The following is a 22,106-nucleotide window of genomic DNA, read 5'->3' as shown; positions in this document are numbered from 1 at the left end:
ATCCACCGCGCCGGTGGCGGTCTGGGCGTGGGCGATGGGGCCCCTGGGGGTGCCGTTCGGGGGGGTATCGCGACGCAACAACGCGACCGCGGTCGACGGCGACCAGCCGGGTTGGGCGAGCGCCGCTTCCGCCGCGCGGCGCATCTGAACGTCGTTGGGCCAGCCGGGGTGCGCGAGCATGAACCGCGCATAGCTTTCGAACGGCGCGTCCTTGGTCTGGCTGAGCGAGCGCCAGTCGGTGATCGCGGCGGACAAAGCGGTGACCGATCGGGGATCGGCACTGGGCGCGCCCATCAGCTTCGACTTCGCCCATTCGAGCTGATCCTGGAACGCAACACCCGTCGCCGCCATTCCCGAAAGGGCGGCGGCGGCAATCCCGCTCTTCAACCATGGCGCAAGCATGTGGACAGGATATGCCTTCGCGCCCTATCTGTCAGGATACAAAAACACGAAAAATCGGCGGATTGCCGCCGCGCGGGAGCGTTTAAACATGTTTTCGGGATCGATCCCGGCGTTGGTCACGCCGTTCGAATCGGACGGCAGCTTTGCCGAGGATGCCTATCGCCAGCTCGTCGAGTGGCAAATTACCGAAGGATCGGCGGGCCTGGTGCCGGTCGGCACCACCGGCGAAGCGGCGACGCTGACGGCCGAAGAGCATTTCTACGCGGTGCGCGTCTGCGTCGAGCAGACCAATCGGCGCGTGCCGGTGCTGGCGGGCGCGGGGTCGAACGACACGCGGGTGGCGATCGCCAACGTCCATGCTGCAAAGGCCGCGGGCGCCGACGCCGCGTTGATGGTGCCGCCATATTACAACCGGCCCAGCCAGGAGGGCATTTTCCGCCATTTCGAGGCGATCGCGCACGAAACGCCGTTGCCGATCGTACTTTACAATGTGCCGGGCCGAACCGTGACGGACATCCAGCCCGCGACCATGGCGCGGATCGTCAAGGCGTTCCCCGACGTCTTCATCGGCGTGAAGGATGCGACCGGCAACCTCGGGCGCGTTACCGAGCAGCGCCTCGGCTGCGGTGCGGACTTCGTGCAATTGTCCGGCAATGACGAGACCGCTCTAGCGTTCAACGCAATGGGCGGGATCGGCTGCGTCTCGGTCACCGCCAATGTCGCGCCGCGGCTGTGCGCCGATTTCCAGGCGGCCTGCGCAGCGGGCGACCATGCCGCCGCGCTGGCGCTTCACGACAAGCTCTATCCGCTCCACGTCGCGATGTTCACCGATGCGTCGCCCGGCCCGGTCAAATACGCGCTGGGCAAGATCAAGTCCGAATGGCCGATGCATCTTCGCTTGCCGATGACCGAGGCGAACGAGCCGAGCCGCGCGGCGGTCGACGCGGCGATGCGAACCGCGGGCCTCTGACCATGGGGCTGATCGGCGACCATCTGCGCGGGCTGCTGAGGTTCGCCGGACGGGAGCCGCGCCAGCCGTTCTGGTTATGGGTGCTAGCGGTCATGGTGGCGACGACGATCGGCACCGCGGTGATCTTCGTGCCGCTGTTTCTCGACACGTTCGGCAAGATCGAGCGGTTCGCGCGCGAGCATCCCGATCAGGTAACGCGGACGGTGGGGCCGAACGGCTATTCGATCGAGGTGCGTGGCTATCACGCGGAACTGATGCCCGATTTCACCTGGTTCATCGGCGGCATGCTGGCGATCAGCATATTGGTCGTTTTCCTGCTCGCCGCCGCGGTCGCGCGCCGGCTGCACGATAGCGGACGATCGGGCTGGTGGGGCATCATGCCGCTGCCGTTCCTGCTCTGCAGCTTCGGCGGGATGTACCGGATGTTCTCCTGGATCCCCACGGGCCCGACTCCGGCTGTGGCACCCAATTTCCTTGCCCTGTTCGCGGTGATCTTCATCTGCAACATGGTCTATCTCGGAACGCTGATCGCCTTGATCGTGCTCTGCAGCATGGCGAGTTGGCCCGGCGACAATCGTTACGGCGCGGGCTTCGGCGCCAAGCGGTAACCGTTCGAGCCAAGGCGCATGCGGCGAATGCGTTCGAACGTCGCCAAGACGGGCCTGACCATGGAAAGCGACGACGGTGGCGTGGCCCACGGCGGCAGGGGGCCGCTTCCCATCGCTGCCCGGGGCGGATAAAGTCGCTCGTGACGGTGGAAGGGGGGAGAATTGCCATTGGTTTGCTAGGTCGCCACCTGGCGGGATTGACCAGCTTTCAAGGCAGGGAGAACCGTCAACCCTTCTGGCTGTGGGTCCTGATCGTCTACGGCGTGCAGACGGTAGTGATGATCGTCGCGATGATCCCGATCGTAATGTCCTTCTTCGACCGGTTGATGCCGGCGATGCGGAGCGACCGGCATCGCTTCGACCAGGATCCGCAGGCGATGGTGCAGCTGATGATGCCGATGACGAAGGACTTCGTCATGCTGTCCATTGTCGCCGCCGTGTTGTTCTTCATCCTGACCGCAGCCGCGGTCGTACGACGGCTCCATGACAGCAATCGCTCGGGATGGTGGGCGGCGCCTTATTACGGCATGCAGATCGTCACGCCCATCTTCGTGACATCGTTCCTGCCCCGCTATTTCGCGATGATGGGATCGATGAAGCCGGGAAGTCAGCCCGACATGAACAATCCGGCGTTTCGCGATGCGATGCGGTCGATGTCGATGATGTCGCTGGTCAACCTGCTGACCTTCGCGATCTTCGTCATGATGATCGTCTTTCTGATCCTGCCGGGGACGGTCGGCCCCAACCGCTTCGGGGACGATCCGCTGCAGATGCCGTGAGGCTTCCCTAAATCGCCGCGGACGCCTACATCGCGCGACCCATGCCTCGTCCCAAGCCCGCCACGTTCGACAAGAAGAAGATCGTCGCCGAGAACCGGCGCGCCCGGTTCGACTATGCCATCGAGCAGACGTTCGAGGCGGGGATCGCGCTGACCGGCACCGAGGTGAAGAGCCTGCGCTTCGGCGAGGGGTCGATCGCCGAGAGCTATGCCGAAGTTTCCGCCGATGGCGGCGTCTGGCTGGTCAATTCGAACATCCCCGAGTTCAGCCACGGCAATCGCTTCAACCACGAGCCCAAAAGGCCGCGGAAATTGCTGCTCCACGCGCGCGAGATCAACAAGCTGCATGGCGCGGTGGCGCGCGAGGGCATGACGCTGGTTCCGCTGACGGTCTATTTCAACGCGCGCGGCCGCGCCAAGGTGGAACTGGCACTGGCCAAGGGTCGCAAGGCGCACGACAAGCGCGAGCACATCAAGGAACGCGACTGGAAGCGCGAGGCCGGCCGCATCATGCGCGATCACGGCTGACCGACACGAGCCGACCCTTTCGAGACGAAAAAATCTGCGGATCGCCGCGCGTTACGCGCGATTGACTGGGCGTGTCACCGGAGTAGAACACGCGCCATCAATAAAGGGGGAACGCGATGGCTCCGGCTTGCCACGCGAGCGTCCGCTCCTCCGCATCGCACAGGAAAGGATGCCTTCCGCAATGAAACCCTTCGCGTTCGCTCTCCTCGCGGCGACGGCGCTCGGCGCCGCGGCGCTGGCCCAGCAGACGGTCGCCGCCTCGACCGGCAAGCCCACCTTCGGCACGTTCGGCATGGATGAGGCCGGCATGGATAAGTCGGTGGCGCCGGGCGACAGCTTCTATGATTACGCGAACGGAAATTGGGCGAAGACCACGCCGATCCCGGCCGACAAGTCCAATTACGGCGCGTTCAACCTGCTCGCCGATCTGTCGGAGTCGCGGACCAAGGGCATCCTGGAAAAGGCCGCTGGCGATCCCAATTCGAAGATCGGCACCGCTTATTCGACCTATCTCGACACCGGTGCGATCGAAGCCAGGGGCCTGGCGCCGATCAAGCCGTGGCTCGACCATATCAAGTCGACCGACAAGGCCGGCTATCCCGCGCTGCTGGCCGAAGCGTCGATGGGCGGCGTCGGTGGGCCGTTCGGCGCTGGCGTGGGCCAGGACGACAAGGCACCCGAGACCTATATACTCGGCCTGCGCCAGGCCGGGCTCGGGCTGCCCGACCGCGACTATTACAGCGATCCCAAGTTCGCCGATGCCAAGACCGCCTATCAGGCGCACATCGCCAAGATGCTGAGCCTGGCGGGTGAGGCCAATGCCGAAGCGCGCGCCAAGGCGATCGTCGACCTCGAGACGCAGATCGCCGCGGTCAGCTGGTCGCGGATCGACAGCCGCGACGCCAACAAGCGTTACAACAAGATGTCGGTCGGAGAGCTGCAGGCCAAGGCCCCCGGGTTCGACTTCCCGGCCTATTTCAAGGGAATCGGCGCGCCGGTCGATACCCTGCTGGTGGCGCAGCCGTCGGCGATCACCGGGATCACCAAATTGGTGTCCGATGCGCCGATGACGGTGCTGCAGGATCAATTGATCGTGCGCAGCCTCGACAATTACGCCGATGTGCTGCCCAAGGCGTTCGACGACGAGAATTTCAATTTCTACGGCAAGACGCTGTCGGGCATCCCGGAGCAGGAAGCGCGCTGGAAGCGCGGCGTCGAATTCACCACCAATTCGCTCGAGGACGACGTCTCCAAGCTGTACGTCGCGCAATATTTCCCGCCTGCGACCAAGGCGGCGGCGGATCAGCTGGTCAAGAACATCATCGCGGCGATGAACGCGCGGATCGACAAGCTCGACTGGATGTCGGCGGCGACCACGGTCAAGGCGCACGCCAAGCTCGCCGCGTTCCGCCCGAAGATCGGCTACCCGTCGCAATGGCACGATTACAGCGCACTCAAGATCGAGAAGGGCGATGCGTTCGGCAACGAATGGCGTGCCAACGAATGGGGGCGTCGGGACAATATCGCCCATCTAGGCAAACCGTTGCAGCGCTGGGAATGGGGCATGACCCCGATGGAAGTGAACGCCTATGCCAATTTCGGCATGGTCGAGATCGTCTTCCCGGCAGCGATCCTGCAGCCGCCGTTCTTCGACCCCAATGCCGACGCCGCGATCAATTACGGCGGGATCGGCGCGGTCATCGGTCACGAGATGAGCCATCATTTCGACGACCAGGGCGCCAAGTACGACAAGAACGGCCAGCTCACCGACTGGTGGACGCCGGCCGATGTCGCGGCGTTCAAGAAGCGCACCGACGCGCTGGCCGCCCAATATGACAAATACGAACCGCTCCCGGGCCAGCACGTCCAGGGCAAATTGACCCTGGGCGAGAACGTCGCCGACCTCGCGGGGCTGACCGTCGCGCACGATGCCTATATCCGCTCGCTCGGCGGCAAGCCGGCGCCGGTGATCGGCGGCTATACCGGCGACCAGCGCTTCTATCTGGGCTGGGCGCAGGTCTGGCGGCGCAGCTATCGCGAGCCGGAATTGCTCAAGCGCCTCCGCACCGACCCGCACGCGCCGTCGGTGGCGCGCGCCAGCATCGTTCGCAACATGGACCCATGGTACTCGGCGTTCAAAGTCCAGCCCGGACAGAAATTGTACCTCGCCCCGGCCGATCGCGTGCGCATCTGGTAAGCGAGACGCTGCGACACGTCGCGACGCCGCCGGCGGGACATTCCGTCGGCGGCGTTCGTTTATCTGAACGGGTTTATCAGCGCTCGTTCAGGGCCAGCCGCCTATCCGTCGTCCGCGTTTCGCTTTGGCGCGGTTCGGCGCTTTCAACCCGCGAAACCTTGTTGTAGGCAAAATTCATGGCACACCGGGCTACCACGTTCATCCTGCTTGCTTGCACCGCGACCGCCTTGCTCGGCGCGCGGGCATCGGCCGTCCAGTCGGGCGGCAACGAGACGCTGAGCGTCGATGCCGACCATATCGAGATCCAGGACAAGACGCAGCGGGCCTTGTTCACGGGTAGCGTGCGGGCGCGCCAGGGGACGATGACGGTGACCTCGGATCGCGCCGAAGTGCTCTATTCGGCGAGCATCGTCGACGCCGGCGGCAGCCCGCCGGAAATCTCGCAGATTCGCGCTTCGGGCAACGTCGTGGTGACGCGCCCGGACGAGAATGCGTCGGGCTCCTATGCGATCTATGATCTCAACAAGCGCACGATCACGATGATCGGCAATGTCGTGCTCCATCGCGGCGTCAACGTCGTGCGTGGCGGGCGACTGGTGATCAATCTCAACAGCAATGCCGCATCGCTCGATGCCGGGGGGTCGAAGCTCGGCACCAGCAAGACCGGCGGTCGCGTCACCGGCGTGTTCTCGGTTCCCAAGCGGACGGCGCCGACCACCAGCGCGACTCCCGCACCGAGCGACAACAAGTAAGCCGTCCTCAGCGCCGGGCGGGCGCGGCGCCCGCTTGACCTGTCTCGCCATCACGCCACAAGGGACCGATGGCGTCACGTCCCCTGAAGTCCGATCCGCTCGCCCCCGGTCAGCGCCAGGCATTGGCCGTCGCTGCCGTCTGCGGCGTGGCGGCGGCGGTGATCGCCTTGCTGATCCTGCACAGCCTCGCGGTGGCGGGTGGGTTCGCCGCCGGGATGCTGCTGCTGGTGGGCGCGGCGTTCGTCTGGTCGCGTTTCGCGCCGGCTTCGACCGATGCAGCCGGCGAAACCGACTGGAGCGTCGCGCGTGCGCTGGCGGCGGCGAGCGAGGACGCGATCGCGGTCACCGACCGCGCCGGCCGCCTGATCTGTGCCAACGAACGCTATCGCGCGCGGTTCGGCGGTTATCCGACGCCCCCGGGCCTGCCCCTCGACGGCAGCGGGGCAGCCGATCTCGCGACGGCAGGACGGGCGGCGTGGCGCGACGGCTCGGCCGATCTCGACCGCGTCACCGCGCGCGGCAGTCCGATGGCGGTGGCGATCGAGCGCGCCGGCGAGAGCGAGGACATGCTCGTCTGGCGCTTCCACCAGGCGCAGGGACTCGATCTCGCGACCAACGTTCAGGCGCTGATCGCCGGGCCGACCGGCGACCGGCTGGCCGCCGCGGGGATCATGGCCGCGCTGATCGCGCCCGACGGCCGGCTGCTCGCGGCCAATCGCGTGCTGCGCGAACGATCGATGGGGCATGAGGAAGCGGTGGTGGTCGGCCGCGACTTCGCCCGATTCCTGATCGCCGACGATAAGGGCCAGGTGCGGTTCGAGCGCGAAGGCCTGCGCGGCGCGCCGCTTCGCATCCTGCAGATCCCGTTCCTCGACGGCGAGGACGCGCCGATCCTGGTGGCGCTGCTCGACGAGGAGGAACATGGCCAGCCGGCGATCGGCGGCTCGGCCGCGGCGCACGTCAAGAGCCTGATCTCGCTGCTTCCGGTCGGGCTCGCCCTGGTCGATCGCGACGGGCGCTTCGTCCAGATGAACGACCCGTTCGTGCGCGCCGCGCACGTCGACCAGGCGCAGCCGCCGCTCTATCCCGGCGACCTGGTGGTGCGCGAGGACAAGGGCGCCGTCGCCGACGCGATCCGCCGCTTCGCCAATGGCGCGACGCACTCGATGGACATGGCGATCCGCCTGCGCGACCATCCCGACGAGCCGGTCGCGCTGACCATCGCCGGCGCGCGCGGGCTGGGGGACGCCGCGGTACTGCTCAGCCTGAAGGACAATGGCGAGGAGACCCGGCTCAAGCGCGAGGTGGCGCAGGCGACCAAGATGCAGGCGGTCGGCCAGCTCGCCGGCGGCGTGGCGCACGATTTCAACAACATCCTGACCGCGATCATCGGCCATTGCGACCTGATGCTGATGCGTCATTCGCCGGGCGACAGCGATTATGACGACATCCAGCAGGTCAAGGCGAACTCGAACCGCGCCGCCAGCCTGACGCGGCAATTGCTCGCTTTCTCGCGCCAGCAGACGCTTCGGCCGCAAGTACTGCAATTGCCCGACGTCATCTCCGAAGTGTCGCAGTTGCTGAAGCGCCTGATGGGCGAAACCGTGAAGCTGGAGGTCAGGCACGGCCGCAATCTCGGCCCGGTCCGCGCCGATCCCGGGCAACTCGAGCAGGTCGTGGTCAATCTCGCGATCAACGCGCGCGATGCGATGCTCAGCAAGGACCCGGCGGGCGGCGGCACGCTGACCATCACCTCACGTGCGGTCAGCGCCGGCGACGTCCGCAAGATGGGCTCGGACATCCTGCCGGTGGCGGATTACTCGGCGCTCGAGATCAGCGACACCGGGACCGGCATCCCGCCCGAGATCCTGGGCAAGATCTTCGAACCGTTCTTCACCACCAAGGAAGTCGGCAAGGGCACCGGGCTTGGCCTGTCGACCGTCTATGGCATCGTCAAGCAATCGGGCGGCTACATCTTCGCCGATTCGAAGCCGGGGCAGGGGGCGACCTTCTCGATATATTTCCCGGTCCATACCGCCGAGGCGCCGAAGCCGGGCAAGGTCGCGGTCAAGGACCGTCCGGCCGACCTATGGGGCACCGGCACGATCCTGCTGGTCGAGGACGAGGACATGGTGCGCGCGGTCGCTGAGCGCGCGCTGACTCGCCAGGGCTATACCGTGCTGACCGCAGAGAATGGCGAAGCGGCGCTCGAATTGCTGTCGCGGGGCGAGCGACCCGACCTGCTGATCTCGGACGTCGTCATGCCGTCGATGGACGGCCCGACCATGGTGCGCCACGCGCGCGAACGCTATCCCGACCTGCCGATCCTGTTCATGTCGGGCTATGCCGAGGAGCAATTGCGGAAGTCGATCGACCTCGACAACGTCGCCTTCCTGCCCAAGCCCTTCTCGGTGCAGCAACTGGCCGAGGCGGCGCGCGACTTGCTCGCCAGCGACGCGGCGGACGCCTGATTGGACGATCGTCGGTCGCCGGACAACCGCTCGTTGCGGGGCATTGCCGCTAAACGGCGCACACCCTAAGGGATGGCCATGGCGTCTCCCCAGCGCATCCTGATCGTCGAGGACGAACCCCTCATCGCCATGATGCTGGAGGACTTTCTCGACGCGCTCGGCAAGACGCACGTCGTGACCTGCGACAGCGTGGCATCGGCGCTCGCGGCGATCGACGCCGAGCATCCGGAGGCCGCGATCCTCGACATCAATCTGTCGGGGGGCGAAAAAAGCTGGCCGGTCGCCGATGTGCTGGCCGCGCGCGACATTCCGTTCGTCCTGTCGAGCGGTGGGAGCGAGATGGTCGACGGCCACGCCGACCGCCCGCGCCTGGTCAAACCCTATACGATGGAAGGCGTCCAGAAGGCGTTGGAGGGGTTGGAATAAAAGGAGCGCGCGGTGGATGAGGAAGCGATATCTAGCGAAGACGCCGCTCAGTATCATGGAATCGTGTCTCGCCATGGCAGGATGAAGCGCACGGGCGAATTACGCTTCCGACTGCTAAAAAACGACGGCACGGCTTACATTCGTACCGAGGCGTCCGACACGGGCGGCTGGCAAAAATCTCATTGGCACAACAGAGTGCTGGAGACGTACATCGTCCAAACCGGATGGATCGGGTACGCGGAACTGATGGATGGTATTCCTGTATTCAGAATATATGCTGCTGGCGAGCGATTCACGACGTCGCCGTTCGTCATTCACAATGTCTACATGCCGGCCAAAGCGGTAATTCATACGGTAAAGCATGGAGATGGGATCGGCGAGAAACGGCTTGAGGATAATCGCACGGACCAGTTCACCGCGTTGACGGAAAAGATAGACGAAAAAGAACTACGCTCGCTGGCCAAGCGCAATAACGGCTCATCAACGCAGCCCCCTATATCGTTTTCATATAGCGACGCCTATCGCCATTTCGATAATCTCATATGGCAAGCCTCTGCTTGGTCTAGTGGTCTTTTCACGCTGGCACTAGCCGGAATGACGCAGGTAACCACCACCAATCCCCTGATGGCGGCTACGGGCCTCGATTATGTTCATATCTTGGCCACATTCAGCGCCATGTTCGGCTTTTTCATATTAGTCATATCGCACGCCTTATATCGCTTTCGCTGGCACCAATGCGCGACAAAGAACTACCGGCCCCGAAAGCAGCTACTATCGCCACAAGCCGGATTACAGGCAATGGTCAACTTGCAAGCGGCGACCTTGATATCCGTGTCGTTTGCGCTCAGCGGCTGGGCCCATTGGGAAATAGCGGTTGTGATGTTTTTATTCTTTGCGATCATCGAGACATATCAAGAGACGAAGATCGCCGACGCACATAGAGCTTCTGTGGGTCCCCGCGAAACTCGGAGTTAATCAGGCGATTCGTTCGGGCATGTCGGCGGCGTCGGCGTCGAGCGACGCCTGGGGCGCGACCGCTTCCCACGGGAAGACGAACCAGTCCTTGCGCTCGTCGCGGTCGATCACCTCGGCACGATAGTCGACCTGTTCGCGCGAGCGCTTGTTGTCGAGCAGGGTCGCGAACCGCACATGATCGCGCGCCGCGCCCGCGGTAGCCAATGCCGCGCGCAGCTTGCCGATGGTCGCGCCCGAATCGTTGATGTCGTCGACGAACAACAAGCGCTCGCCGTCGCGCGTCCGCGCCGCCAGCCGGATCAGCGGGGCGTCGGAGAAATCCTCGACCCGCGACGAATGGTCGACCGACAGCATCGGCAGGCCGGTGGCGTGGCTGAGATAGACTGCCGGCGCCAGCCCGCCGCGACCGATCCCGATGATGAAGCTGGGCGTCCAGCCGTCGCGCGCGATCTCCGCCGCGAGCGATTTGACCTGCGCTTCGAATTCGTCGTGCGGGATGCGAGTGAAGACCGGCATCAGCCATGCTCCGCGACAAAAGCGTCGAGCGCGGCGGTGTGGCGGGCGACATCGTCGTCGCTCAGGAACGACCCGAGGAAGGAATTGCGGGCGAGCGCGACCAGCGCATCCTTGCCGAGCCCGCGCGCGGCGGCGGCCTGGCGGTAATTCTCGCCGACATAGCCGCCGAAATAGGCGGGATCGTCCGAATTGACCGTGGCGCGCAACCCCAGGTCGAGCATGCGGTCGATCGGGTGCGCGTCCATTGAGGCGACGTTGCACAATTTGACGTTGGACAAAGGACAGACGGTCAGCGTCATTCCGGTCCGCGCCAGCCGGGCGGTCAGCACCGGATCTTCGAGGCTGCGATTGCCGTGGTCGAGCCGGTCGATCGCCAGCAGGTCGAGCGCCTGGTGGACGTACTCGGGCGGCCCTTCCTCGCCGGCATGCGCGACGAGCTTGAGGCCCTTTTCGCGCGCTGCGGCGAACACGCGCGCGAATTTCTCGGGCGGATGGCCGACTTCGGACGAATCGAGGCCGACGCCGGCGATCCGATCGAGCCACGGTTCGGCCTGAGCCAATGTCTCGAACGCCGCGTCCTCGCTCAAATGGCGCAGGAAGCAGAGAATCAGCTTCGACGTCAGCCCATGCTTAGCCTCGGCATCGGCCATGCCGGCGAGCAATCCCTTAACCACCGTCCCGAACGCGATGCCGCGATCGGTGTGTGTCTGGGGATCGAAGAAGATCTCGGCATGGACCACGCCGTCGGCCGCGGCGCGATCGAAATAGGCGACCGCGAGATCGCGGAAATCGCGCTCGGTGATGAGCACGCTTGCGCCGGCGTAATAGATGTCGAGGAAGTCCTGGAGGTTCGAGAAGCTGTACGCCGCGCGCACCTCGTCGACCGACTTGAAGGGGATGGCGACACCGTTGCGCTCGGCCAGCGCAAACATCAATTCGGGCTCGAGGCTGCCTTCGATATGCAAATGGAGCTCGGCCTTGGGCAGGCCGGTGATGAAGGCGTCGAGATCGGTCGTCATGTGCAGGAGCATGAAGCCGGGAGGGGGTGCGGGGCAAGCGATATCGGGAAACCTCCATTACGGCGGCAAAAAAGTTGATGTTCCGCTATTGTTCCATGAGAACAAATACGATACACGGCCTCCAACACGATTGAATGCCGGCAGTAACCCGGCTAGCGCGGAGGCTCATCAATGACGGCTTCTCTCAAGGTTATCGACGGCATGGCATCACAGAATTCCGACCGGCAGAAGGCGCTCGACGCCGCGCTGGCGCAGATCGACCGCGCGTTCGGCAAGGGCTCGGCGATGAAGCTCGGCTCGAAGGAGGCGATGCAGGTCGAGGCGATCTCGACCGGCAGCCTCGGGCTCGATATCGCGCTCGGGGTCGGCGGCCTGCCGCGCGGCCGCGTGATCGAGGTCTATGGGCCGGAAAGCTCGGGCAAGACCACGCTCGCGCTCCATGTCATCGCCGAGGCGCAGCGCAATGGCGGCACTGCGGCGTTCGTCGATGCCGAGCACGCGCTCGATCCGGTCTATGCCAAGAAGCTGGGCGTCGACATCGACGAGCTGATCGTGTCGCAGCCCGATACCGGCGAACAGGCGCTCGAGATCACCGATACTTTGGTCCGCTCGAACGCGATCGACGTGCTCGTCGTCGACTCGGTGGCGGCGTTGGTCCCGCGCGCGGAAATCGAGGGCGAGATGGGCGACAGCCATGTCGGCCTGCAGGCCCGCCTGATGTCGCAATCGCTGCGCAAGCTGACCGGCTCGATCAGCCGCTCGCGCTGCATGGTGATCTTCATCAATCAGCTGCGCATGAAGATCGGCGTGATGTACGGCAATCCAGAGACCACGACCGGCGGCAACGCGCTCAAATTCTACGCTTCGGTCCGCCTCGACATCCGCCGCACCGGCCAGATCAAGGATCGCGACGATATCGTCGGCAACACGACGCGCGTGAAGGTCGTCAAGAACAAGGTCGCGCCGCCGTTCAAGCAGGTCGAGTTCGACATCATGTACGGCGAGGGCATTTCCAAGATCGGCGAGGTGCTCGATCTCGGGGTCAAGGCCGGGTTGGTCGAGAAATCGGGCGCATGGTTCAGCTACGACTCGATCCGCATCGGTCAGGGGCGTGAGAACGCCAAGAATTACCTCAAGGAAAATCCCGATGTCGCCGACCGGCTCGAACGCGCGATCCGCAATCGCACCGCCGAAGTCGCCGAGGAAATGATGGTCGGCGGCCTCGACGATGCGGGCGACGACGACGCCTGATCCGACCTAAATTCCGGATTACGACGCGGCGCGAAAAAATTTTGCTGCAGTGCAACCAATTCGCGCTCGCGACGTTACCGAGACAACCCCAGCGGCGATTCCCCCCCTCCGCCGCACATCCCGGAAAGGCCCGCCCGCGTCGGCGGGCCTTTCATATTCAGGCCGGCGCGATTTGGCTGATGGGGCTTGCCGATAACGTCGCGGCGTACGACCTTCCTCCTGAAGAACCGCTGCCGGGAACTCTGGCGTTCCCGTCTTAGCACATCGAATTGGAGGGGCGGATGACGTCGGGATATGATTGGGCTGGCCGCGTCGGCGATGTCTGGGCCGACGAATGGCGCCGCACCGACCTGAGCTTCGGCGATCTTTCCGCGCATCTCAATGCCGCCATTCACGCAGCGGCACCGCGAGCCGGTCTGGCGGTCGATATCGGTTGCGGCGCCGGCGGCACCTCGATCGCGCTGGCGGCGGCGCGGCCGGACTTGTCTGTCATCGGTATCGACCTCTCGGCCAGCCTCGTCGCGACCGCGCGCGAGCGCGGCGCGGCCTGCGCGAACCTGAGCTTCCGCCACGGCGATGCGACCGAACTCGGCGATCTCGCGCCCGACCTGTTCTTCTCGCGCCACGGCGTGATGTTCTTCGACGACCCCGTCGCCGCCTTTGCCCGGCTGCGCGCTGCGGCGAGGCCGGGCGCGCGCCTGGTGTTTTCCTGCTTCGACGATATCGACCGCAATCCCTGGGCGACCGAGGCGGCTGCGGCGATCACCAATAGTCCTCCCGCGCGGCCGGGAACGTCGCCGGGGCCGTTCGCTTTCGCCGACCCCGATCATGTGCGCGCCATTCTGACCGTCAGCGGTTGGCACGGTGATCCACAGGCGATTTCCTATACCCAGCGGGCGGGCGAGGGGCCGCACGCGGTGGACGAAGCCCTGGTCTTCTTCAGCCGGATCGGCCCGGCCGCCGCCCGGCTGCGGGAGCTGGACGACGCGGCGCGGGAAGAGGGGCGGCAACGGCTTCGCGTCGTACTGGCCGACCGGCTGCGCAACGACGCGGTGGATTTTCCCGCCGCGGCATGGATATGGTCGTGCCAGGCGGCCTGAACGCCGGGAGGAAAACGTGACGATGATCGTCCATCACCTCAACAATTCGCGGTCGCAGCGCATCCTGTGGATGCTCGAGGAACTCGGCCTGCCCTATGAGATCAGGCATTATCAGCGCGATGCGAAGACGATGCTGGCGCCGCCCGCGCTGCGCAAGGTCCATCCGCTGGGCAAGTCGCCGGTACTCGAGGATGACGGCCGCATGATCGTCGAGACCGGGGCGATTTGCGAATATCTGGTCGAGAAAGGCGATGGTCGATTGGGCTCGCCCGCGCATCGCGACGACGCGCTGCGCTATCGCCAGTTCCTCCATTATGCCGAGGGCTCGATGATGCCGCCGCTGCTCGTGCTGCTCGTCGTCAATCGCATTCCGTTGATGGGCAAGACGGCGGCCAAGCGCATCCAGCCGATGATCGACGTCCATCTCGATTATGTCGAGCGCGAGCTGGCCGAGCGCCCGTGGTTCGCCGGACAGGAAATGACCGCGGCGGACATCATGATGAGCTTTCCGCTCGAGGCGGCGCGCGGCCGCGCCGGGCTTGGTGCATCGCGCCCGGCGACGATGGCATGGCTCGACAAGGTCCATGCTCGGCCCGCCTACAGGACCGCGCTGGAGAAGGGCGGACCTTACGCCTACGCCTAGTCGTTGACGCCTGACTGTTGGCTTGTCCCTCTAGCGGGCGCATTCGACATTCACACTTCCCCGGCGAAGGCCGGGGGCCAGTTTCGGGACATATCGGCCGCGATCCGTCGCTGTGAAGGCGTCGGTCCTGCGCCCCGGCCTTCGCCGGGGAGGTGCCTTAAAACGACGCCACGCGATCTAACTCTATGGGAATCCTTCGGCGAATGGGAAGGAATCACTCCTTCCCGCTCAACCCATGGCTCGGCGCGTGCGGCGGTTCGATCTCGGCCGGTTCCTTCGGATCGAGCGTTCCTTCCCACCGCGCGACGACGCTCGCCGCGATCGCGTTGCCGACGACGTTGGTCGCCGACCGGCCCATGTCGAGGAAGTGATCGACCGCCAGGACCAGCAGAAGGCCGGCTTCGGGCAGCTTGAACTGACCGAGCGTCGCGGCGATCACCACCAGGCTCGCGCGCGGGACGCCGGCTATACCTTTCGACGTGATCATCAACGTCAGCAGCATCGCGATCTGCGTGCCGAGATCGAGATGGATGCCATAGGCCTGGGCGATGAACAGTGACGCGAAGGTCATGTACATCATCGAGCCGTCGAGATTGAACGAATAGCCCAGCGGCAGCACGAAGCTCGAAATGCGCGACGGCACGCCGAAGCGGTCGAGCGCCTCGAGCGTGCGCGGGAAGGCCGCTTCCGACGACGCGGCGGAAAAGGCGACCAGCACCGGCTCGCGGACATAGCGGAACAAGGTCCAGGACCGTCGCCCGACGAACAGGAAGGCGAGCGTGCCGAGCATCAGCCAGAGCAAGGCCAGCCCGATATAGACGCTGAGCATGAAATAGCCGAGCTTGCCGATCACTTCCGGCCCGCGCTCGACCAGCGCGCTGGCGACCGCCGCGAACACCGCGAGCGGCGCGAAGCGCATGACATAGTCGGTCACTTGCAGCATGACCTTGGTCAGCGCCTCGGCCGCCCTGACCAGCGGGGCGGCGCGCTCGCCGACCGCGGTGATCGCGACGCCGAAGAACACCGAGAAGATCACGATCTGCAGAATGTCGTTGCGCGCCATCGAATCGACGATCGAGGTCGGAAAGATGTGACCGATGATCTGAATCGGATCGAACTTGCTCTTGTCGATGCCGGCGCTCTCGGTGACCGGCGGGAGGGGCAGGTTGAGCCCGACTCCGGGTTGCAGGATGTGCACCAGGATCAGCCCGAGCGTCAGCGACAGCAGGCTCGCGCAGACGAACCAGAGCAACGATTTCAATCCGACGCGGCCGAGCGCGCCGGTATCGCCCATGTGCGCGATGCCAACGACCAGCGTACCGAACACCAGCGGGGCGATGATCATCTTGATGAAGTCGAGAAAGATCGTCGTGATCAGGCCGAGCCATTTCGCCCAGCCACCGAGATACGCCGCGGTATCCGTGGTGTCAGCCGCCCAGCCCAGTCGCTTGAAGAAGGCGAGCGAGGGGTCGGCGGTCGCGTGGATCGCCCAGCCGAAGATCAGGCCCACCACCAGCGCGATCAGAATATAGGTCGTCAGGCGCTTGGCCAAAATCACTCTCCCCATGTTCGGTCGCGCAGGGAAAGGGGATTGCGGGCCCGCGGTCAAGGACCCTATCGTCACGGCTATGCCCGATCCCCGTTTTTCGCCCGCTCGCCGCGCCATCCTCGCCGCGGCCGCCGCCGCCCCGTTGCTCGTGTCGGCCGCCGCGCGCGCCGCCGAGCCCGACCTGTCCGATTTGCAGGACATGACGACCGGCGCGGTGGCGATCGGCGCCGACGAGCGCCGGCGGCGGCTCGATCGCGCGCAGGCATTGATGAAGCAGCACGGCCTGGGCGCGGTCCTGATCGAGCCGGGGTCGTCGCTGCTCTATTTCACCGGCATCCGCTGGGGCCGCAGCGAACGCGCCATGCTCGCGGTGCTGCCGGTCGAGGGGGAGCCGTGCATCGTCTCGCCTTATTTCGAGGAACCGCGGATGCGCGAAACCCTCGCCATCCCGGCCGAGGTACGCGTCTGGCAGGAAGATGAGGATCCGCTCAAGGTCGTCGCCGGCTTCCTCAAGGACCGCAAGCTGGTCGCCCGCCCGATCGGGATCGAGGAAACCGTTCGCTTCTTCATCCCGGACATGCTCACGCATGCGATGCCGGGTGCCAAGATCGTCTCCGCCAACCCGGTCGTGCGCGGCTGCCGGATGATCAAGACGCCGGCCGAACTCGCGCTGATGCAGCTCGCCACCGACGTGACGATCGCGGCTTACCGTTGGACCTACAAGCGCGTCGAAAAGGGCATGACCGGCCGCGACATCGGCGCGATCATGGATGCCGCCACGCGCAAGCTGGGCGGCAGCCCCGAATTCAACCTGGTGCTGATCGGCGAGGCGGCGGCCTATCCGCACGGAACGCAGGCGGTGCACAAGGTCGCCGAGGGCGAGATCGTGCTGATGGACTGCGGCTGCACGGTGCAGGGCTATCAGTCCGACGTGTCGCGCACCTTCGTTCATGGCAGCGCGAGCAAGGAGCAGCGCCTGGTCTGGGATCAGGTCCATCAGGGCCAGCAGACCGCGCTCGCCGCCGCCCGGATCGGCGTGCCGGCGGGCAGTGTCGATGTCGCGATCCGCAAGCTCTACGAGAGTTTCGGTTACGGTCCCGGCTACAAACTGCCCGGCTGCTCGCATCGCACGGGCCACGGCATCGGGCTCGACGGGCACGAACCGGTCAACCTCGTGCGTGGCGAGACGACCAGGCTGGCGCCGGGCATGTGCTTTTCGAACGAGCCGGGCATCTACATCCCCGGCAAGTTCGGCGTGCGGCTGGAGGATTGCTTCCACATGACCGAGGCTGGTCCCAAATGGTTCAGCGAGCCGCCCGCCTCGATCGACGCGCCGTTCCGATAAGCACATGCGGCCCTTTGCCTGGGTGGTGCTCGTCATCACCTCGATCGCCGCCCAGGGAGCGCTGGTACAGAGCAGCCTGCACGTTGGTTCGCTTGGGGCCTATATCGTCGTCGTCCTGATCGGCTTCTTCGCGGTGTTGATCCACGAGCTCGCCCATGCCGTCACCGCGAAGGCGGTGGGCGGGCAGGTCGGCCGGATCGTAGTATTTCCGTTCGAGTTCACGCTGGCGTCGCGCAGGTTGCGCCTGGTCCGCAAATGGGGACGGGGCGATCTCGGCGGCTACGTCACCTATACGCTCGACCGCATCGAGGCGCGGCGTCGCCACGCCATCGTCGCGGTCGCCGGGCCAGCCGCCAACATCGTCAGCGGACTTGTCATGGGCAGCGTCCTGGCGGTCGAAGGGAAGGGCGCTCGGCCGCCGGGCGCCGCGATCGCGACAGCTTTCGCCATCCTGTCTGTCGGCATGGGGCTCGCCAATCTGATCCCCTTCGACGGCAGCGACGGGATGCACTTGCTGCGCTACTTCCGGCCGGCTCGGCGGAAGGCACGTCCCTAAAAGCGCGCTTCCCGGCGAAGGGGCCCGGGGTCAGCCGCGATGGCCTTGCAAGGGCAGGCGGCGTTCTCGACGCCAGTAATACTGGGCCACTCGTTTGCGGGGCAGCATTATTCGTCGGGAACCGTTGAGCAATCAGGCGAGCGGGAGCGTCAGTTCCGCCTTGTCGCCGCGCCAGCCTCGCGCCGCCGCCGTACGATCCCTGGCGGCTGCATCCTTCTGCCCCAGCGCCTCCTCCGCGTCCGCGCGGATCGTCAAGGCCACCGGATCGGCGTCGCGGCGCGCCAACACCAGGCTTGCCTGCTTCACCGCCGCGCGCGCCTTGCCTTGCGCGAGCAAGGCGGCGGCGTAGCTGCGGCGCACCGGGTACCACCAGGCGGGCGGGTCGCTCAGCGTCTTCATCAGCCTTGCCTCGTCGAGCTTGGCGGCCGCAAGATAGGCGCGCGCCGCCAGGTCGGGTCGCTTCTCGATCATCGCCGCGCGGCCTTCCAGCACCAATTGGGCGATGCGGACGAGCTGATGCGCTTGCTTGGCGAGATCGTCGGGCTTGGCCGGCAGCGCAGGCAGGCTGATCTTCGCCAGCTCGGCGCGGACCCCCGCCGCATTGCCCAGTCGCGCCTGCGCCTCGCCGCGCGCATAGCGCCAATATTGCCGGATATAGGGTTGCTTGTCGCCAGGATCGGGGAGCGCCATCACCTTGACCGGGTCGGCGAAGCGGCCCTCGGCGAAATAGCCGGTGCCGACCCCCATCTGCACGAACAAATTGTTGGGGTCGGGCAGGCTCGCGGTCGCCGCGACCAGCGGGTCGCTCAACGCTAGCGCCGCCTTGCCGTCGCCGGAGATCAACGCCCCTCCGACGCCATATTGGACGTTGTGCGCGTGATAGGGGAGCATCCAAATTTGGCCCGGCTGTTCCAAGCCGGCGATCCGCGCGTCGCCTTCGCCGAGCGCCACCGCCGAGACATTGGCGTCCGCCGCGTCCTGATAGCGGCCGACCCAATAGAAAGTGTGCGACGGCATGTGGATCAAATGGCTGGAGGCCGGGGCCAGCCGGCCGAGCTTGTCGGCATAGGGCTCGGCGCGCTTGGGAAAGCCGCTCATCTCTGTCGCGTGGATGTAGAAATGGATCGCCGGGGTGTAATCCGGGTTGCGCTTCAACACGCCCTCGAGCAGCGCTACCGCGCGCGGCAGATTGGCGGTGCCGCTGGTCAAGGCGGTGGGGATCATCCAGGCATCGGCGGCGATTGTGGCGATCTCGTCGTCCTGTGGATATCGGATGGCGAGCGCGTCCATCGCCTTGGCGAAAGCGCGATCGCCCGACCCCTTGCCGCCGCCGTCGACATAGCGAAGCTTGAGCGCGGCGATCAGGTCGCGCTCGCGCTGCGGCGATCGCGGCGTCAGCAGTTTTTCCGCTGCGACGACCTTGGCGAGTGCTGTCTTCTGCTGGTCGGCGCCGATGCCGAAATTGATCGTCGGCCCGTCGCTCCACGCCGCGCCCCATTGGCACATCGCGCAATCGGGATCGAGCTTCACCGCTTCCGCGAAGGCGGCGCTCGCAGCATGGTGGGCGAAGGCATGGGCGAGTTGCATGCCGTTGTCGAAAAACGCTTGGGCTTGCGGGTTGGCGGTCGCGATCGGAAAGCCGCCGCCGCCATAGCCGGGATAAAGTCGCGGCGTCGCCCCGACCGGCAGGTCGTCGCCGCAGATCGGAATGTTCGCCAGCAGATCGGCCGCACTCGGCCGCATCGTCGCTTCGCCGGCTGCGGCCGGGACAAGCGCGAGTGCCGAAACCGTCAATAACCAGATGCGCATCGTACCCCTCCCGAAACGCCGAACGCCGATCATACTCCTTGCGATACGACAACGCCATCTCGTCGCTTGAGTAGCGCTCGCCTGTCCCCTAAGTCGCGGCGCATGACCTCGACGAACGACATCCGCCGCAGCTTTCTCGATTACTTCGCCGCCAACGGCCACAGCATCGTGCCGTCGGCGCCGCTGGTGCCGCAGAACGACCCGACGCTGATGTTCGTCAACGCCGGCATGGTGCCGTTCAAGAACGTCTTCACCGGCCTGGAGACGCGACCCTATTCGACCGCGACCTCGAGCCAGAAATGCGTGCGCGCCGGCGGCAAGCACAACGACTTGGATAATGTCGGCTACACCGCGCGGCACCACACCTTTTTTGAAATGCTCGGCAATTTCTCGTTCGGCGATTATTTCAAGGAACGCGCGATCACGCTCGCCTGGGGCCTGCTGACCAAGAAATGGGGAATCCCCGCCGACCGCCTGACCGCCACCGTCTATCATACCGACGACGAGGCGTTCGACCTGTGGAAGAAAATCGCCGGCCTGCCCGAAGAGCGCATCATCCGCATCGCGACCAAGGATAATTTCTGGGCGATGGGCGACAATGGCCCGTGCGGCCCATGCTCGGAAATCTTCTACGACCATGGCGATCACATTCCCGGTGGCCCGCCGGGATCGCCGGACGAGGATGGCGATCGCTTCGTCGAGATCTGGAATCTCGTGTTCATGCAATATGAGCAGGAGGCCAATGAGATCGTCGGCAATCTGCCCAAGCCGTCGATCGACACCGGCATGGGCCTCGAGCGCGTCGCGGCGGTGCTGCAGGGCGTGCACGACAATTATGACACCGACACGTTCAAAGCGCTGATCGCCGCGTCGGAAGCGCTAACCCACACCAAGGCGGTCGGCGAGCAGATGGCGAGCCATCGCGTGATCGCCGATCATCTGCGCTCGTCCGGCTTCCTCGTCGCCGACGGTGTGCTGCCGGCCAATGAAGGCCGCGGCTATGTCCTGCGCCGCATCATGCGCCGCGCGATGCGGCATGCGCATCTGCTCGGCTCGAAGGATCCGCTGATGCACCGCCTGGTGCCCGCGCTGGTCGCCGAGATGGGCGCCGCTTATCCCGAACTGGTCCGCGCGCAGCCGCTGATCGAGGCGACGCTGCAGCAGGAAGAAACGCAGTTCCGCAAGACGCTCGACAAGGGTCTGAAGCTGCTCGACGAGGCGACCGCCGGCATGGCGGTCGGGTCGACGCTGGCCGGCGAGACTGCGTTCAAGCTCTACGACACCTACGGTTTTCCCTATGACCTGACCGAGGATGCGTTGCGGGCCCAAGGCCTGCAGGTCGACCGCGAGGGTTTCGACGCCGCTATGGCGGAGCAGAAGCGGGCGGCGCGCGCAGCCTGGAAGGGCTCCGGCGAGAAGGCCTCGGACGAACTCTGGTACGATCTGGTCGAGGAAAAGGGCGGCACCGAATTCACCGGCTACACGTCGGAGGAAGGCGAAGGCGAAGTCGTCGCGTTGATCAAAGACGGTGTGCGGGTCGACAGGGCCGTCGCCGGCGACGAGGTCGATGTCGTACTCAACCAGACCCCCTTCTATGCCGAGAGCGGCGGTCAGGTCGGCGATGCCGGTCTCGCGACCAACGATAAGGGGCTGAAGGGCCGCGTGTTCGATACGCAGAAGCATCTCGGCCGGCTTTGGGCGCACCGTACCAAGATCGAGGCGGGCGAGCTCGCGGTCGGCGACGCGATCCATCTGGTGGTCGACGGCGAGCGCCGCAATGCGATCCGCGCCAATCACTCGGCGACGCACTTGCTTCACGCCGCGTTGCGCGAGCGGTTGGGCACGCATGTCGCGCAGAAGGGATCGCTGGTCGCGCCGGAGCGGTTGCGCTTCGACTTTTCGCAGCCGACCGCGATCGATCCGGCCAAGCTCGCCGAGGTCGAGGCCGATGTGAATGCCTATATTCGCCAGAACGACACGGTCTCGACCCGGCTGATGACGCCCGAGGAAGCGATCGAGGAAGGTGCGATGGCGCTGTTCGGCGAGAAATATGGCGATGAGGTTCGCGTCGTGTCGATGGGGCGCGACGGCCAGAAGATCTACAGCCTGGAATTGTGCGGCGGCACGCACGTCAATGCTACCGGCGATATCGGCCTGTTCAAGCTGGTGAGCGAAGGCGCGGTGTCGTCGGGCGTGCGGCGCGTCGAGGCG

At 65.4% G+C, this 22,106-nt stretch carries 19 protein-coding genes and 1 pseudogene; 15 read left to right on the top strand and 5 right to left on the bottom strand.

The window, feature by feature from the left end; translation table 11 throughout:
• Positions 1 to 351, bottom strand: a pseudogene (locus ACTHJR_RS18660) (lytic transglycosylase domain-containing protein); the annotation flags it as partial.
• A 139-nt stretch (positions 352 to 490) separates the two neighbouring features.
• Between ACTHJR_RS18660 and dapA the strand changes: the two are divergent.
• The 9 genes from dapA to ACTHJR_RS18615 all read left to right on the top strand — a co-directional run bounded on the left by dapA (position 491) and on the right by ACTHJR_RS18615 (position 10,107).
• On the top strand, positions 491 to 1,372 hold the full coding sequence (dapA, locus tag ACTHJR_RS18655) for a 4-hydroxy-tetrahydrodipicolinate synthase (protein WP_440524927.1): 882 nt from the start codon (positions 491 to 493) through the stop codon (positions 1,370 to 1,372).
• Between the two features lie 2 nt (positions 1,373 to 1,374).
• Positions 1,375 to 1,980, top strand: a complete 606-nt coding sequence (locus tag ACTHJR_RS18650; protein WP_440524926.1) for a DUF805 domain-containing protein — start codon at positions 1,375 to 1,377, stop codon at positions 1,978 to 1,980.
• Positions 1,981 to 2,177: 197 nt separating this feature from the next.
• Complete coding sequence (locus tag ACTHJR_RS18645) at positions 2,178 to 2,759, top strand: DUF805 domain-containing protein (protein ID WP_440524925.1); 582 nt, start codon at positions 2,178 to 2,180, stop codon at positions 2,757 to 2,759.
• A 41-nt stretch (positions 2,760 to 2,800) separates the two neighbouring features.
• A complete protein-coding gene (gene smpB, locus ACTHJR_RS18640) occupies positions 2,801 to 3,286 on the top strand; it encodes an SsrA-binding protein SmpB (RefSeq protein WP_440524924.1) in 486 nt (161 codons plus the stop codon).
• A 181-nt stretch (positions 3,287 to 3,467) separates the two neighbouring features.
• Entirely contained in the window at positions 3,468 to 5,483 is a 2,016-nt protein-coding gene (locus ACTHJR_RS18635) for a M13 family metallopeptidase (RefSeq protein WP_440524923.1), read from the top strand.
• A 176-nt stretch (positions 5,484 to 5,659) separates the two neighbouring features.
• Positions 5,660 to 6,235: an LptA/OstA family protein gene (locus tag ACTHJR_RS18630; protein ID WP_440524922.1), complete on the top strand. Its 576-nt coding sequence runs from the start codon at positions 5,660 to 5,662 to the stop codon at positions 6,233 to 6,235.
• Between the two features lie 68 nt (positions 6,236 to 6,303).
• A complete protein-coding gene (locus tag ACTHJR_RS18625; protein ID WP_440524921.1) occupies positions 6,304 to 8,706 on the top strand; it encodes a response regulator in 2,403 nt (800 codons plus the stop codon).
• Between the two features lie 78 nt (positions 8,707 to 8,784).
• Entirely contained in the window at positions 8,785 to 9,132 is a 348-nt protein-coding gene (locus ACTHJR_RS18620) for a response regulator (RefSeq protein WP_440524920.1), read from the top strand.
• Positions 9,133 to 9,144: 12 nt separating this feature from the next.
• Positions 9,145 to 10,107 (top strand): hypothetical protein, encoded by a 963-nt coding sequence (locus ACTHJR_RS18615; RefSeq protein ID WP_440524919.1) that lies wholly within the window; start codon positions 9,145 to 9,147, stop codon positions 10,105 to 10,107.
• Here ACTHJR_RS18615 and ACTHJR_RS18610 read toward each other — a convergent pair whose 3' ends face one another.
• Entirely contained in the window at positions 10,108 to 10,623 is a 516-nt protein-coding gene (locus ACTHJR_RS18610) for a phosphoribosyltransferase (protein WP_440524918.1), read from the bottom strand. It abuts the gene before it with no gap.
• Complete coding sequence (locus ACTHJR_RS18605; protein WP_440524917.1) at positions 10,623 to 11,642, bottom strand: adenosine deaminase; 1,020 nt, start codon at positions 11,640 to 11,642, stop codon at positions 10,623 to 10,625. Before ACTHJR_RS18605 ends, ACTHJR_RS18610 begins: the two co-directional genes overlap by 1 nt.
• A 171-nt stretch (positions 11,643 to 11,813) precedes the next feature.
• Here ACTHJR_RS18605 and recA point away from each other — a divergent pair, with 171 nt between their 5' ends.
• The 3 genes from recA to ACTHJR_RS18590 all read left to right on the top strand — a co-directional run bounded on the left by recA (position 11,814) and on the right by ACTHJR_RS18590 (position 14,636).
• A complete protein-coding gene (gene recA, locus ACTHJR_RS18600; protein ID WP_440524916.1) occupies positions 11,814 to 12,893 on the top strand; it encodes a recombinase RecA in 1,080 nt (359 codons plus the stop codon).
• 281 nt (positions 12,894 to 13,174) lie between these two features.
• Complete coding sequence (locus ACTHJR_RS18595) at positions 13,175 to 13,993, top strand: class I SAM-dependent methyltransferase (protein WP_440524915.1); 819 nt, start codon at positions 13,175 to 13,177, stop codon at positions 13,991 to 13,993.
• Positions 13,994 to 14,009: 16 nt separating this feature from the next.
• A complete protein-coding gene (locus ACTHJR_RS18590) occupies positions 14,010 to 14,636 on the top strand; it encodes a glutathione S-transferase family protein (RefSeq protein WP_440524914.1) in 627 nt (208 codons plus the stop codon).
• Positions 14,637 to 14,850: 214 nt separating this feature from the next.
• On the opposite strand, the gene ACTHJR_RS18585 is transcribed toward ACTHJR_RS18590, so the two are convergent.
• Positions 14,851 to 16,188: a dicarboxylate/amino acid:cation symporter gene (locus ACTHJR_RS18585; protein ID WP_440524913.1), complete on the bottom strand. Its 1,338-nt coding sequence runs from the start codon at positions 16,186 to 16,188 to the stop codon at positions 14,851 to 14,853.
• Positions 16,189 to 16,264: 76 nt separating this feature from the next.
• Between ACTHJR_RS18585 and ACTHJR_RS18580 the strand changes: the two genes are divergently transcribed.
• Both ACTHJR_RS18580 and ACTHJR_RS18575 read left to right on the top strand, forming a co-directional pair.
• Positions 16,265 to 17,530, top strand: coding sequence for a M24 family metallopeptidase (locus tag ACTHJR_RS18580; protein WP_440524912.1), 1,266 nt, complete (start codon positions 16,265 to 16,267; stop codon positions 17,528 to 17,530).
• 4 nt (positions 17,531 to 17,534) lie between these two features.
• Positions 17,535 to 18,086: a metalloprotease gene (locus tag ACTHJR_RS18575; RefSeq protein WP_440524911.1), complete on the top strand. Its 552-nt coding sequence runs from the start codon at positions 17,535 to 17,537 to the stop codon at positions 18,084 to 18,086.
• 132 nt (positions 18,087 to 18,218) lie between these two features.
• Here the strand turns inward: ACTHJR_RS18575 and ACTHJR_RS18570 are convergent, their stop codons facing one another.
• Positions 18,219 to 19,895 carry a hypothetical protein gene (locus ACTHJR_RS18570; protein ID WP_440524910.1) on the bottom strand — a complete coding sequence of 559 codons (1,677 nt, stop codon included), beginning with the start codon at positions 19,893 to 19,895 and terminating at the stop codon, positions 18,219 to 18,221.
• A gap of 102 nt (positions 19,896 to 19,997) precedes the next feature.
• Here ACTHJR_RS18570 and alaS point away from each other — a divergent pair.
• Positions 19,998 to 22,106 (top strand): alanine--tRNA ligase (alaS, locus tag ACTHJR_RS18565; RefSeq protein WP_440524909.1); only part of this gene is annotated, 2,109 nt, incomplete at its 3' end.

This window comes from Sphingomonas sp. (genome assembly GCF_051962185.1).
Lineage (GTDB): Bacteria > Pseudomonadota > Alphaproteobacteria > Sphingomonadales > Sphingomonadaceae > Sphingomonas.
Note: the sequence above shows the minus strand (reverse complement) of the source record. Positions and strands in the feature narration are given on the sequence as shown.

Excerpts from the sequence above, each read along its gene's own strand:
- dapA (WP_440524927.1), top strand. The coding sequence starts at position 491 with ATGTTTTCGGGATCGATCCCGGCGTTGGTCACGCCGTTCGAATCGGAC.
- ACTHJR_RS18650 (WP_440524926.1), top strand. The coding sequence starts at position 1,375 with ATGGGGCTGATCGGCGACCATCTGCGCGGGCTGCTGAGGTTCGCCGGA.
- smpB (WP_440524924.1), top strand. The coding sequence starts at position 2,801 with ATGCCTCGTCCCAAGCCCGCCACGTTCGACAAGAAGAAGATCGTCGCC.
- ACTHJR_RS18635 (WP_440524923.1), top strand. The coding sequence starts at position 3,468 with ATGAAACCCTTCGCGTTCGCTCTCCTCGCGGCGACGGCGCTCGGCGCC.
- ACTHJR_RS18630 (WP_440524922.1), top strand. The coding sequence starts at position 5,660 with ATGGCACACCGGGCTACCACGTTCATCCTGCTTGCTTGCACCGCGACC.
- ACTHJR_RS18625 (WP_440524921.1), top strand. The coding sequence starts at position 6,304 with ATGGCGTCACGTCCCCTGAAGTCCGATCCGCTCGCCCCCGGTCAGCGC.
- ACTHJR_RS18620 (WP_440524920.1), top strand. The coding sequence starts at position 8,785 with ATGGCGTCTCCCCAGCGCATCCTGATCGTCGAGGACGAACCCCTCATC.
- ACTHJR_RS18610 (WP_440524918.1), bottom strand. The coding sequence starts at position 10,623 with ATGCCGGTCTTCACTCGCATCCCGCACGACGAATTCGAAGCGCAGGTC.
- ACTHJR_RS18605 (WP_440524917.1), bottom strand. The coding sequence starts at position 11,642 with ATGACGACCGATCTCGACGCCTTCATCACCGGCCTGCCCAAGGCCGAG.
- recA (WP_440524916.1), top strand. The coding sequence starts at position 11,814 with ATGACGGCTTCTCTCAAGGTTATCGACGGCATGGCATCACAGAATTCC.
- ACTHJR_RS18595 (WP_440524915.1), top strand. The coding sequence starts at position 13,175 with ATGACGTCGGGATATGATTGGGCTGGCCGCGTCGGCGATGTCTGGGCC.
- ACTHJR_RS18580 (WP_440524912.1), top strand. The coding sequence starts at position 16,265 with ATGCCCGATCCCCGTTTTTCGCCCGCTCGCCGCGCCATCCTCGCCGCG.
- ACTHJR_RS18575 (WP_440524911.1), top strand. The coding sequence starts at position 17,535 with ATGCGGCCCTTTGCCTGGGTGGTGCTCGTCATCACCTCGATCGCCGCC.
- ACTHJR_RS18570 (WP_440524910.1), bottom strand. The coding sequence starts at position 19,895 with ATGCGCATCTGGTTATTGACGGTTTCGGCACTCGCGCTTGTCCCGGCC.